This is a genomic window from Methylomonas sp. EFPC3, assembly GCF_029643245.1.
GTDB classification, from domain to species: Bacteria; Pseudomonadota; Gammaproteobacteria; order Methylococcales; family Methylomonadaceae; genus Methylomonas; species Methylomonas koyamae_B.
On sequence record NZ_CP116398.1, the window covers coordinates 3,374,274 to 3,386,350 of the forward strand.

The 12,077-nt window shown below is 58.9% G+C and carries 12 protein-coding genes; 4 read left to right on the forward strand and 8 right to left on the reverse strand.

The annotated features are described in order from the left end of the window. Positions 1 to 177: 177 nt before the first annotated feature. Entirely contained in the window at positions 178 to 2,061 is a 1,884-nt protein-coding gene (locus PL263_RS15090; protein ID WP_278210108.1) for a potassium transporter Kup, read from the forward strand. A 16-nt stretch (positions 2,062 to 2,077) separates the two neighbouring features. Here the strand turns inward: PL263_RS15090 and PL263_RS15095 are convergent, their stop codons facing one another. Together PL263_RS15095 and PL263_RS15100 are read right to left on the reverse strand one after the other, a co-directional pair. Then, positions 2,078 to 2,539 (reverse strand): hypothetical protein, encoded by a 462-nt coding sequence (locus PL263_RS15095; RefSeq protein ID WP_278210109.1) that lies wholly within the window; start codon positions 2,537 to 2,539, stop codon positions 2,078 to 2,080. Positions 2,540 to 2,611: 72 nt separating this feature from the next. Then, positions 2,612 to 3,487 (reverse strand): fumarylacetoacetate hydrolase family protein, encoded by an 876-nt coding sequence (locus tag PL263_RS15100; protein WP_278210110.1) that lies wholly within the window; start codon positions 3,485 to 3,487, stop codon positions 2,612 to 2,614. A gap of 151 nt (positions 3,488 to 3,638) precedes the next feature. Between PL263_RS15100 and trpE the strand changes: the two genes are divergently transcribed. After that, complete coding sequence (gene trpE, locus PL263_RS15105) at positions 3,639 to 5,123, forward strand: anthranilate synthase component I (protein ID WP_278210111.1); 1,485 nt, start codon at positions 3,639 to 3,641, stop codon at positions 5,121 to 5,123. Continuing rightward, positions 5,120 to 5,710 (forward strand): aminodeoxychorismate/anthranilate synthase component II, encoded by a 591-nt coding sequence (locus tag PL263_RS15110; RefSeq protein WP_278210112.1) that lies wholly within the window; start codon positions 5,120 to 5,122, stop codon positions 5,708 to 5,710. Before trpE ends, PL263_RS15110 begins: the two co-directional genes overlap by 4 nt. A gap of 39 nt (positions 5,711 to 5,749) precedes the next feature. Here the strand turns inward: PL263_RS15110 and PL263_RS15115 are convergent, their stop codons facing one another. The 5 genes from PL263_RS15115 to PL263_RS15135 all read right to left on the reverse strand — a co-directional run bounded on the left by PL263_RS15115 (position 5,750) and on the right by PL263_RS15135 (position 9,697). Continuing rightward, positions 5,750 to 6,982, reverse strand: a complete 1,233-nt coding sequence (locus PL263_RS15115) for a S8 family serine peptidase (RefSeq protein WP_278210113.1) — start codon at positions 6,980 to 6,982, stop codon at positions 5,750 to 5,752. A 5-nt stretch (positions 6,983 to 6,987) separates the two neighbouring features. Next, on the reverse strand, positions 6,988 to 7,620 hold the full coding sequence (locus tag PL263_RS15120) for a zf-HC2 domain-containing protein (RefSeq protein ID WP_278210114.1): 633 nt from the start codon (positions 7,618 to 7,620) through the stop codon (positions 6,988 to 6,990). 4 nt (positions 7,621 to 7,624) lie between these two features. Then, a complete protein-coding gene (locus PL263_RS15125; protein ID WP_278210115.1) occupies positions 7,625 to 8,221 on the reverse strand; it encodes a sigma-70 family RNA polymerase sigma factor in 597 nt (198 codons plus the stop codon). A 120-nt stretch (positions 8,222 to 8,341) separates the two neighbouring features. Next, the gene (locus PL263_RS15130) at positions 8,342 to 9,079 is read right to left on the reverse strand and encodes a TorF family putative porin (protein ID WP_278210116.1); all 738 of its coding nucleotides are present in this window, start codon (positions 9,077 to 9,079) and stop codon (positions 8,342 to 8,344) included. A gap of 144 nt (positions 9,080 to 9,223) precedes the next feature. Beyond that, positions 9,224 to 9,697, reverse strand: a complete 474-nt coding sequence (locus PL263_RS15135) for an Lrp/AsnC family transcriptional regulator (protein ID WP_278210117.1) — start codon at positions 9,695 to 9,697, stop codon at positions 9,224 to 9,226. A 159-nt stretch (positions 9,698 to 9,856) separates the two neighbouring features. On the opposite strand from PL263_RS15135, the gene leuA reads away from it, so the two are divergent. Continuing rightward, positions 9,857 to 11,521, forward strand: a complete 1,665-nt coding sequence (gene leuA / locus PL263_RS15140) for a 2-isopropylmalate synthase (protein WP_278210118.1) — start codon at positions 9,857 to 9,859, stop codon at positions 11,519 to 11,521. On the opposite strand, the gene PL263_RS15145 is transcribed toward leuA, so the two are convergent. Then, on the reverse strand, positions 11,502 to 12,050 hold the full coding sequence (locus PL263_RS15145; protein ID WP_278212885.1) for a uracil-DNA glycosylase family protein: 549 nt from the start codon (positions 12,048 to 12,050) through the stop codon (positions 11,502 to 11,504). The two genes, leuA and PL263_RS15145, sit on opposite strands and share 20 nt — an antisense overlap. Positions 12,051 to 12,077 lie beyond the last annotated feature (27 nt).

Consider the following 12,077-nt stretch of genomic DNA (forward strand, 5'->3'; position numbering starts at 1 on the left):
ATTGTATGTTATTACCTCCCCCTCGTCAGCCACCACCTCGCGGACGGCAGTGGGGGCCGAATAAAGACTAAGACGTTTCAGAACCTCAAATCCCCCCTCCCGACCTTTGCGGTTGGCGGCAAAATCGCGATCTGTGGCATAATTTTCCGGCCCGTCCCTAATCTTCCGCTATTTTCTATGTCCGCAAAACTTTCCCAGACCAAGGAGCAAATCGCTGCGTTGGCGTTTAGCGCCATCGGCGTCGTCTTCGGCGACATCGGCACCAGTCCGCTGTATGCCGTAAAAGAGGTTTTTCACGGTGGCTTGCCTACCGATACGGTCCACGTACTGGGCGTGTTGTCGTTGATTTTTTGGGCCATCACTCTGGTGGTTACCACCAAATACGCCATCTTCATTATGCGCGCGGATAACAAGGGAGAAGGCGGCATTATGGCGCTGATGGCGCTGGCGATGCATGGCTCGAAGGATAATCCGGAACGTAAACTGTTCATTGTCACGATAGGTTTGCTGGGCGCCGCGCTGTTCTACGGCGATAGCATGATTACCCCAGCCATCTCGGTGCTTAGCGCCGTCGAAGGCTTGCAGATCGTTGCGCCGCGGTTGGGAAACTTCATTTCGCCGATCACCATTTCGGTGCTTGCGGTGTTGTTTGTCATCCAAGCCAAAGGCACGGGTCGAGTCGGGCGCATGTTTGCGCCGGTGATGTGCGTTTGGTTTGCTGCATTGGCTCTGCTCGGGATCTTTAACATCCTGCAGCACCCTGACGTGTTGATGGCGCTCAACCCTTACTATGCCTTTAGTTTGCTGCTCGAAATCGGCTGGAAGGGCTTTGTCATCATGGGCGCGGTGGTATTGGCGATTACCGGCGCCGAGGCGCTGTATGCCGACATGGGCCATTTCGGGTTGAAACCGATCCGCTACGCCTGGTTCGGCTTCGTATTCCCGGCGCTGTTGTTGAACTATCTGGGCCAGGGCGCCTTGTTGATCGGCAATCCGAAAGCGGTGGAAAATCCGTTCTTTCTGATGGCGCCGCAGTGGGCATCTTTTCCGCTGCTGGTATTGGCTACCCTATCCACCGTAATCGCTTCGCAAGCCGTGATTTCCGGGGCTTTTTCGGTGACCCGCCAAGCCATCCTGCTGGGCTATTGCCCACGCATGAACATCCGCCATACTTCCGGCGACGAAATGGGCCAAGTGTTCGTGCCGGCTATCAACTGGCTGTTGATGGCATCGGTGTTCATATTGGTACTGAGCTTTAAATCCTCGTCCGCACTCGCTTCCGCTTACGGCATCGCAGTGACCGGGACCATGATCGTGGACACTATACTGGCCTTCATCGTGATTCAGGGTTTGTGGCAATGGAACAAGCCCACCAGCATTCTGTTTTTATCCACCTTTTTGATCATCGACTTACTGTTTCTGTCCTCCAACAGCCTGAAAATTCCGCACGGCGGCTGGCTGCCGCTAGTGGTCGGCACCGTGTTGTTTTTGGTGATGACTACCTGGATCAAGGGCAAGCAGTTGTTGGCCCGCTACCTGGACGAACGCCGAGTATTGTTCGAAGACTTGGAGGAACGCTTGCGCGACCAGCCGCTGGCTACCGTACCCGGTACCGCGATTTATATGGCGCGTAGCGTACATGGTGTTCCGCAGGTTTTGCTGCATAACCTGGAGCATAACCATGTGATTCACGAGAAGGTGATCGTATTGACCATCGTCACCCGCGAGGAACCTTACGTGGAAGAGGCGCAGCGGGTCAAAATCCGTTCGTTTGGCGACAGCGGCAACTTTTACCGAGTCAAACTGTATTTCGGCTTTCAGGAGGAACAGGACGTCCGCCGTGCGCTGCAGCTTTGTTGCCACGAAGGTCTGGATATCAACCAGAAAACCGTATCGTTTTTTATTGGTAGCGAGCGCCTGTCATTCCGCCGTAAAAGTCCGATGCCGAAATGGCGGCGCTCCCTGTTCAGTTTCCTGACTCACAATTCCAGCAGTGCGATCGAATATTTCAAAATCCCGGTCGATCGGGTCATCGAGCTAGGTATTCGGATCGAGTTGTAGTCAGTCTTACTGCGGATTATTGATCGCGGCGCCCGCGCCAGCCGCCGGGCCGGCGATCGTCGCCATCACCGCCGCGCTCGCGCCAAGCCCTGCGGCCACCGGCTTCGGCCGGCTCCGGTCGCGCCATCAAAGAATATCCCCGCCACGCAGACCGGTCCGGTTGATGAGCGTCCCGATCATGATCCGGCGAGCGGCCGCGCCAATCGCCGCGACGGTCGTCGTGGCGATCGAAATCCGGCCGCCGCCAGTCGTGGTGGTCATGGTGGTCGTGAATCCGGCCTTGCGGCAGGTAGTAGCGACCGTAAGTTATCGTCGTACCTGGGCTGTAATAGCTGCCGCCGCCGTAACTGCGCGAATAGGTCGGGGACGAATAATAGCCATTGCCGTAACCCGAATAGCCACGTTGGTAGTAGCCCGTCGCACAACCCGACAGGGCGATAGCTGCGATGGAAAAAATGGTGACTTTCAAGGTTTTCATGACTGCCTCTTGGCTTTGCGGCCCTCTTGGATTAAGTTGGCTACAGCGTATCGAGGCAGACTTAATCGGCGCTTAAACTCCGGGCTGCACCAAAAACCCCGCCGGTTCGGCAATCACCGGATTGATCAGGTCGCCAATCCCCTCGATTTGGATACGCACGGTTTGTCCCGGCTTTAAATAACCGCGCGGCTTCATCTTCACGCCGACGCCGGCCGGGGTGCCGGTGCTGATCACGTCGCCCGGCTCCAAGGTCATGACCTGGCTCAGATAGGCGATCAATTCGTAACAATTGAAAATCATCTCGCCGGTATTGGCGTTTTGGCGCAATTCACCATCCACCCAGGTTTTCAGACTCAGGTTGTGCGGGTCGGCGATTTCGTCGGCGGTAATCAACCAGGGACCCAGCGGGCCGTGGGTGTCGAAGGATTTACCCAGGGTCCAGGTCGGCGTACGCGCCTGCCAGTCGCGCACCGTCACATCATTGCCGATCGTATAGCCGGCAATCACTTCGACGGCGCGTTCGGCGGGGACATTTTTGCAGCGCTGGCCGATGACGATGGCCAACTCGCCTTCGTAATCGACTTTATCCGAGATTGGCGGAATATGGATTGCCGCGGCGGGCCCGATGACGCAGGTGCTTTGCTTGGTGAAAAACGTCGGGTATTCCGGTTTTTCCAAGCCGGTTTCGCCGATGTGGTCGGCATAATTCAAACCCACGCCCAGCAATTTGCCCGGCCGTGGGATCGGCGCCAACAGCGTCACATCCGTCAGCGCGATGCGCGGCGCATCTGCATTGATCAAGGCTTGCAACGCCTGTCGTGCCGAGTCGCCCGCCGCCAAAAACGCCAGCATGTCGTTCGGCGCCTCCGCGCCGGCGGCCACCACCGCATCGCCCACCACCGCGCCGATTTTGCGCACGCCGTTGTCCAGAAAAGTCGCCAATTTCATATAGTCCGCTCAGTTCCAAAAAGCGGGCATTCTAGCCGATCGGCCGCAAATTGGCGGCAAGTGGGCGTTGGCGTTCGCCGCTCGGTGCGTTGTGGGGTACAATCGCCGCTTGATTGTTCGCGGCCCGGCCGCCCCATTTTGAGTTCCACCGATGACACCCGCCCAATTTGCCGACTATGCCCAACAAGGCTATAACCGCATCCCGGTCTGGCGCGAAGTTTTAGCCGACCTGGACACGCCGCTCAGCGCTTATCTCAAGCTGGCCGACGGCGCGTATTCTTATCTGTTCGAATCGGTACACGGCGGCGAACAATGGGGGCGCTATTCGATCATCGGCCTGCCCTGTCATACCCGGATCAAAATCAGCGGTCAGAGCATAACCGTCGAAAACGACGGTACCGAGACTCAGGTGTTCCAGCACCAGCAACCGTTGCAGTGGATAGAGGAATTCCGCCAGCAATACAAGGTGCCGGATGTGCCCGGCTTGCCGCGCTTCAACGGCGGCCTGGTCGGTTATTTCGGCTACGAAACCATCGGTTACATTGAGCCGCGCCTGCAACCCAGCGGCAAACCCGATCCGATTGGCGCGCCGGATATCCTGTTGATGGTGTCGCAGGATTTGCTGGTGTTCGACAACCTGTCCGGCAAGATGCTGCTGCTGACCCATGCCGATCCGGCCCAGGACAATGCCCATCACAACGCCAAGGCCCGGTTGGATCGGCTGGTGGAGAAATTGCGCAAGCCGCACGCCCACCCGCAACCGCACGCGGCCGGAAAACAGGTCAACGAAGCCGATTTCGTCTCCGGATTTACCCAGCAGGGCTACGAGGACGCGGTACTGAAAGTCAAACAATACATCACCGACGGCGACTGCATGCAGGTGGTATTGTCGCAGCGCATGTCGATTCCGTTTAATGCCGCGCCGCTGGATTTATATCGGGCACTGCGTTGCCTGAACCCGTCGCCGTACATGTTTTTCATGAACCTGGGCGATTTGCACGTGGTCGGCTCGTCGCCGGAGATTCTGGTGCGACTGGAAGACAACGAAGTCACGGTCAGGCCGATTGCAGGCACTCGCCGCCGCGGCGAAACCCACGAACAGGATCTGGCGCTGGAACAGGAACTGCTGGCCGATCCGAAAGAAATTGCCGAACACTTGATGCTCATCGACCTGGGCCGCAACGATACCGGCCGCGTCGCCAAAATCGGCAGCGTCAAACTTACCGATAAGATGATCGTCGAGCGCTACTCGCACGTGATGCACATCGTTTCCAACGTCACCGGCGAATTGCAGGACGGCAAGAACGCCTTCGACGTGTTGGCGGCGACCTTTCCGGCCGGCACCGTCAGCGGCGCGCCAAAGATTCGGGCGATGGAAATCATCGACGAACTGGAGCCGGTCAAACGCGGCATTTATTCCGGTGCGGTCGGATACATTTCCTGGTCCGGCAATCTCGATACCGCGATCGCGATCCGTACCGCCGTGATCAAGGACCAAACTTTACACATTCAAGCCGGCGCCGGCATCGTCTACGATTCGATCCCGCGCAACGAATGGGATGAAACAATGAACAAGGGCCGCGCGGTATTCCGCGCCGTCAGCATGGCCGAAGCCGGCCTCGGAGGCAAAGCATGAGCGGCGTCAGATTGGTGATGGTCGACAACTACGATTCGTTCACCTACAACCTGGTGCAATATTTCGGCGAACTTGGCGCCGACGTGGTGGTGGTGCGCAACGACGAAGTCACGGTGGAAGACATTGAGGGCTTGCGCCCGGACAAGATCGTCATTTCCCCCGGCCCCTGCACGCCCAAGGAAGCCGGCATTTCCGTGGACACCATCCACCGCTACGCCGGCAAATACCCGATCCTGGGCGTCTGCCTCGGCCACCAAAGCATCGGCTACGCCTTCGGCGGCAACATCATCCACGCCAAGCAAATCATGCACGGCAAGGTGTCGCCGGTGTATCACAAGGATTTGGGCGTGTTCAAAGGCCTGAGCAACCCATTTACCGCGACCCGTTACCATTCGCTGGTCATCGAACAGGCGACGATTCCCGATTGCCTGGAAATCACCGCCTGGACTCAGGACGAGCAAGGCAACATCGACGAAATCATGGGCGTGCGCCATAAAACTTTGGACATCGAAGGCGTGCAATTCCACCCCGAGTCGATCCTGACCGAGCACGGCCACGACATGCTCAGGAATTTTCTGCAGCGCTAGTCATTCCCGACGCGGCGCATATTCTCCAATCTCTCGTAGTCAGGGGTTGGTGAGGGCCGTCGGCAGTTCCAGCAGATTGGCCGTGGCCGCATTGTTCCCCAGCCGTCGCTTGATCTCTGCAGCGCTCCACTCCGGATGCAACTGCAACAATAGGGCTGCCACGCCCGCAACGTGCGGCGCGGCGAAAGAGCTGCCGCTCATAAAGTCGTAGGCTTGGTGCGGTACGGTAGTCAGAATATCGCGGCCGGGCGCGCCGACTAGCCGCGGGTCCCCGTTCTGTTCCGGACTGACCGCGATTACACCCTCCATATTTGCCGGAAAGCCGCCGCTTTGCTCGGAGCCCGGTGCCGCGGCAACGACGACGGTACCTTGCGCCAAGGCTTTGCCGATCAGCCGTTGCAATAAGGGGTCCTCCGGGCCGCTAAGACTCAGATTAATGATGTTGCTACCCATGCGCAGGGCCTGGTTCAACGCCAAAGCCAAGGTAAAGCTGTTGCAGTGGGCGGCCAGAGCGCCAGGGGCCTCCGGCCAGCAGGCGCGAAAGGCCAGAATCTCGGCGTGGGGCGCAATACCGGCGATGCCTATGCCGTTGTCCGGATGCGCGGAGAGTATGCCCGCCACGGCAGTACCGTGAAATTCGCCCGCATAGCGGTTGCCGGGTGTCGGCGCCGTGTTTTCCGAATATTGGATTTGGCCTTTTAAGTCCGGGTGCTCGGTATCGATTCCGGTATCGATAACGGCGATACGCGTGCCGCGGCCGGTGGCAACCTTATGCAACTCGGCGATGTGCAGCGATTGAAATCCCGCTTGTAAATGCAGATATGGGTCGCTGTAGCCTTGCGTAGCGGGCGGCGTTTCGGCCAAAACCCGGTAACTGTGCATCGGTTGCACCGACTCGACTTCACGATCCTGTTGCAGACTGCGAATGGTTTCTTCTAGGGTGCGACTATCCGCTAACCGGTATACCACGCAACTGACGCCGAGCTCGGTCACCGGCCATTGCGCCACAAACTCCAGGTGGTGTCTGGCTGCCATGTCGTAAGCCTGACGCTCGCTCCAGTCGGAATTATCGTAACGGCTGCGAGAACTGTAGTCGTCCAGGACGTTTGCGGCCAGAACGCGGTTAATGCCGCGATCGACAAAGGTCACCAGCAAACGCCGCTCTTCGGCGGTTTGGCTATCGCCCAATTGCGATAAATCGGGAGTGTTGCCGGCGCAAGCTGCGAGTATCAGCAGTAAACCCAGCGCCAGAGTGAAGCGTGATCTGTTCACGACGGCTAGGGTTGGACGATGGGTTCGGCCAACACCACGTCGCGCCTGCTGCGTAGCGCGGACAACACCTGGTCTGCCGCGGCCGTCACAGAAACGGTGTAAGCGCCGACACTGTTTGGCCCACCGTTCCGGGTAGCGCCGATTTGGCTAAGCAAGGCGTCTATATCCTGTATCTGCAGACTTTCGGCGAACACGACGCGTAGCTGGCCGGCCGGATTCGCAACCGGTTTCGCGGCGGACAGCGTTTGGTATTCGGCGACAGGATGCGGCTGGTACCTGAGCGTAGCCGCCAATGCCAACAAAAAAATCGAGGCGCAGACGGCCAGCTCGCGCTGGAATAGTCGCCGCGGCCGGCGCTGATTCGGCGTAGTTGGCGCGGCGGAGCGCGGCGTTAAGCTCAGGCCGGCATGCATACGCACCCAAGAGGCTTCTGCCGCACCGTCCAGATCTGCGGCCTGTTGTACGGCAATCGCCAGTTGCTCCAAGGCCGATAATTCGCGGCGGCAGATCAGACAAGTTTTCAGATGGTTTTCAACGGTTTGCCGTTCCCGAGCTGCCAGGGTACGGTTGGCATACCAGGGTAATAACAATACGACTTCGGCATGGCCATCGACGGAGTTTGCGTGGTGTGGTTTCATGGTTTCAAGTCTCCTGCCGGGCGGCAAAATCCTGCAATTTTTTGCGGGCATGAAACATACGGGTTTTCACGGTGTTTTCCGGGCAATCCAGAATCCTGGCGACTTCCTGGTAAGACAAGCCGTTGTAAAAAGTCAATTCGATCACGGCGCGCTGGTCCGCCGACAGGGTTGCCAATGCCCGCTTCAGCCAGTCGGCGTGTTCCCGCTGCCCGGCCGGATTCGCCGCCGGGTCGCCGATACTGTCTGCCAGATCGGCAATGTCGAGTTCGTGCTCGTGCCGATTTTTTTGGGCCAATACCTTCAAGGTTTTGCGGTAGGCGATACCGAATACCCACGTCGAGATTTGGCTTGAGCGATTGTAAGCATCCGCTTTTTGCCAAACCACCAGCAAGGTTTCCTGGATTAACTCCTCCACCAGTTCCGGTTGCCGGGTTGTCCTCAAAATAAACCGGAACAGGCGCGGATAGTACTGTTTGTAAAACGCTTCGAAGGCCATTGCATCGCCTTCTGCAATCCGTTTCAGCAACGCATATTCGTCCGGACAGATGTTGGGCCGGTCGCAGGCAGGAGGGCTGTGGCGGTTAGGTATTAAGCGCAGCATGGTTTGAACCGGGAACTCTGACGATTGGTATGTACCTCGGTGAATTCCGCCATCGGCGGCAAAAGTTCAAACGCCCTGAAATGTTGGGTTGCCGATCCCTGGTCTCCCGGAGCCATGGCTTCAAAAACCAATGCTGAGCGAAAACAGGAATTTATTGTCCTGCAGGCGCGGATAAAACCCTTGGCTGCGGTGGAAACGCCACTCGTCATCAAGATTAACGTCCGCGTAGCGCAGGTCCAGCGCCAGATAAGAAACCGGAAACCAGGAAATGCCGGCGTTCCAGTAGAAATAGTCTGCAGCGAGCAACTGCTCGGCCTGATGATAGCCCAGGCCGGCGGAGAATTGCAGATTGTCCAGCAGGTCGCGGCGATAATTCACCGCGTAATTCAATACGTCGGCGCCGCGCCTATAGGCGTCGGGTGCTACTGACGCGCTAAAGCTTAGCCAGTCGCGGTAGTGCAGCGCGCCGAAAATCTCGGCATAGTCGGCCCGTTTACCGAAGAGTTTGCCGTCGTAAACGTAACCGGCTGCCGACAATTCGGCCTGCCAACCTGAGCCCAAGGCTTGGCGCCAGCCCAGATAAGGTTTGAGTTCTATTTCGGCGCGGTCTCGGTACCAGCCGTCGTCGAAGCCGACTTTCGACAGGCCCAGGCCGCCGAACCAAGGTCCCGGAGCCTGATAATCGATCCGGGCCTGCACCACCGGATTACCGCGGGATTTGGAATATCCCCGATAAAGGTAGTCGCTGGCTAAAATCAATTGACCATGCCATTCTGCGCCGGCTGCCGAGGCGATTAACGTTCCTACTCCGGCGACGTATGACAACAAACCGTGGCGGACCATATTTTCGGATTCCATTTGGGTGGCAATTAGGCGGGTGCCGGTAAACATCGAGCGGCCGTTGCCACAGCATTATTTCCGGTTTGGATTGAGCGTTCAACTGCCTGGCGGTTTGAAGTGGGTAAACCTGGGCTGGCTGCTGCCACAAGCCGATGGCGCCTATTAAACTGCCGCAGCGATAGCAAACGCCGTCTTGTCGACGACTCGTCTCAATACAAAGCTGGAATGCACGCCGCTGACGCCGGGAATGCCGGTGATGCGTTTCAGCAGCAACTCCTGGTAAGCGTCCAAGTCCTTGACCGCGACCTTGAGCTGGTAATCGGCGGCCTGGCCGGTAATCAACAGACACTCCATCACCTCCGGGATCTCGGCGACGGCCGCCTCGAAAGTGGCAAAGCGCTCCGGCGTGTGCCGATCCATCGAAATCTGCACCAACGCGGTCAGACTCAAACCCAAAGCCTTGGCATCCAATAGCGCCCGGTAGCCGACGATCAGGCCGGCTTCCTCCAGCGCCCTTACCCGGCGCAGACACGGCGACGGCGACAGGCCGATGCGGTCGGCCAGTTCCTGATTGCTGATCCGGCCGTCGGTTTGCAGCACGGTCAAAATTTGCCGATCGTAGCGGTCGAGCTCCATAAATTGCCTATATCGCATTAATCAAGGCAATAAATTTAATTAAAAAGATAATATCCAGCAATATTAATTTAATTCTACCGCCAATCTTCGCTATAAACGCAATCGCCTGTCTGCCGCTTCGGCGTATCGTATCGCCAACTCGAATACAGGAGACCGACCATGTTAGCCAACCCTTCCGTGAAATACCGGCCGTTTCCGCCGCTGGCGTTGCCGGACCGGCGGTGGCCGAACCGAACCATAGCTCACGCCCCGATCTGGATGAGTACCGATCTGCGTGACGGCAACCAGGCCTTGTTCGAGCCGATGAACGCGGCACGTAAACTCCGCTTGTTCGAAACCTTGTGCGGCATCGGCTTCAAGCAAATCGAAGTGGCGTTTCCGTCCGCCTCGCAAACCGATTTCGACTTCGTCCGCCAATTGATTGCCGAACAGCGGGTTCCCGACGACGTGACGATAGAAGTGCTGAGCCATGCCCGCGCGCCGTTGTTGCGCCGCACGGTCGAAAGCTTGCACGGCGCCCGCAGCGCCATCGTCCATATCGTCAACGCCACCTCGCAACCGTTCCGCGAGTTGGTGCTGGGCATGAGCAAAGCTCAAGTCTTGGCGATGGCGGTCGACGCGGTGTGTTTGGTCAAGGAATTGACCGCCGCGCTACCCGCTACCGACTGGCAGTTGCAATACAGCCTGGAAACCTTCACCGCCACCGAACTTGATTACGCGCTGGAGGTAGCCGACGCCGTCGTCGAAGCCTGGGGTGCGACGCCGGACAACAAGCTCATTTTGAATCTGCCGTCGTCGGTGGAACACGCGACGCCGAACGTCTACGCCGATCAGATCGAATGGATGCATCGCCGCATCGCCCGCCGCGACAGCGTGGTGTTGAGCGTGCATCCGCACAACGACCGCGGCACTGCGGTGGCAGCCGCCGAACTGGCGTTGATGGCCGGCGCCGAGCGGGTCGAAGGTTGCTTGTTCGGCAACGGCGAACGCACCGGCAACGTCGATCTGGTCACGTTGGCCTTGAATTTGTACACCCAGGGCATCGCGCCGGGTCTGGATTTTTCCGACATCGACGCGGTCGCGCGCAGTTTCGAGGCTTGCACCGGCTTGAGCGTACCGCCGCGCCAGCCTTATGCCGGCGATTTGGTGTTCACCGCATTCTCCGGCTCGCACCAGGATGCGATCAAGAAAGGCTTTGCCGCCCAGAAGACTGGCGGCTTGTGGAATGTGCCCTATCTGCCGTTCGATCCGGCCGACGTCGGCCGCGGTTACGATGCGGTGATCCGGGTCAACAGCCAATCCGGCAAGGGCGGCATTGCCCATTTGCTGGAAAGCCATTATGGCATGGTCTTGCCGCGCCGCTTGCAGGTCGAATTCGCTCAAGTGGTGCAGCAACAGGCCGACGCCGGCGGCGGCGAGATCGGCCATGCGCAAATCTGGCGCTTGTTCAACGCGACTTATTTGGCGGATGCTGGGCCGCTCCGTTACCTCGGCCACCGTTTAGCCGAAATCGATGGCGGCCAACGGATCGAATTGGAACTGCAATGGCACGGCGCAACGCGCTGTGTGGCCGGCGACGGCAACGGTCCGCTGGATGCGGCGGTCGCCGCGTTGGCGGTGTTGGATTACGCTGTGACCATCCGCAATTACGAAGAACGCTCGCTCGGTCCCAGCCGCCACGGCGGCGATGCCCGCGCCTGCGCCTTCGTCGAACTGGCCGGGCCGGATGGCCAGCCGCCGCGTTACGGCGTCGGCATCGACGATAATTTGCTGACGGCGTCGATCAAGGCGCTGATCAGCGGCGTCAATCGCTCGGCCGAATAGTTTGCCAGGCCGGATGGCGTTCGATTGCGGCCAGGGCCTCGGCCAGCAAGCCGATCCCTGGCTCAGTCCGATGCCAGGTCGAGGCGCCGGACGGGTGCGGCAGTGGGATCAGGTCGGCAGCGCGGCCGTAGGCATCGATCCGAAATTGCCGGCCGATCACCTCGCTGAGTTTGTCGGCCTTCAGCCATTGCTGGATCGCCAGCTTGCCGACCGGGATGATCAGTTGCGGTTGCAAGATCTCGATTTCGTCGCGCAGCCAGGCCGAGCAGTTTTCGATTTCGGCCGGGCTCGGCACCCGATCGCCGCCGCCGACCTGCTTGCCTGGGAAGCAGCGGCACACCGCCGCCATATACACCCGTTGCCGGAATTGTTCTTCGTCCAGGCCCAATCGGGCGAACCAGCCGAACAGCGTCTTGCCGGCGGTCCAGGCGAACGGTTTGCCGAACTGGCCTTCCTTGCCGCCCGGCGCCTGACCGATCAGCAGCACTTTCGACATCACCGGTTGACAGCAAACCACCGGACCGACCATGTCCGGACAACGCCGGCAGGCCAGCAA

Bases quoted from the DNA above. Each gene is read 5' to 3' on its own strand.
- leuA (WP_278210118.1), top strand. From the start codon at position 9,857: ATGTTAGCCAACCCTTCCGTGAAATACCGGCCGTTTCCGCCGCTGGCG.
- PL263_RS15135 (WP_278210117.1), bottom strand. From the start codon at position 9,697: ATGGAGCTCGACCGCTACGATCGGCAAATTTTGACCGTGCTGCAAACC.
- PL263_RS15145 (WP_278212885.1), bottom strand. From the start codon at position 12,050: ATGGTCGGTCCGGTGGTTTGCTGTCAACCGGTGATGTCGAAAGTGCTG.
- PL263_RS15095 (WP_278210109.1), bottom strand. From the start codon at position 2,539: ATGAAAACCTTGAAAGTCACCATTTTTTCCATCGCAGCTATCGCCCTG.
- PL263_RS15120 (WP_278210114.1), bottom strand. From the start codon at position 7,620: ATGAAACCACACCACGCAAACTCCGTCGATGGCCATGCCGAAGTCGTA.
- PL263_RS15100 (WP_278210110.1), bottom strand. From the start codon at position 3,487: ATGAAATTGGCGACTTTTCTGGACAACGGCGTGCGCAAAATCGGCGCG.
- PL263_RS15110 (WP_278210112.1), top strand. From the start codon at position 5,120: ATGAGCGGCGTCAGATTGGTGATGGTCGACAACTACGATTCGTTCACC.
- PL263_RS15125 (WP_278210115.1), bottom strand. From the start codon at position 8,221: ATGCTGCGCTTAATACCTAACCGCCACAGCCCTCCTGCCTGCGACCGG.
- trpE (WP_278210111.1), top strand. From the start codon at position 3,639: ATGACACCCGCCCAATTTGCCGACTATGCCCAACAAGGCTATAACCGC.
- PL263_RS15090 (WP_278210108.1), top strand. From the start codon at position 178: ATGTCCGCAAAACTTTCCCAGACCAAGGAGCAAATCGCTGCGTTGGCG.
- PL263_RS15130 (WP_278210116.1), bottom strand. From the start codon at position 9,079: ATGGAATCCGAAAATATGGTCCGCCACGGTTTGTTGTCATACGTCGCC.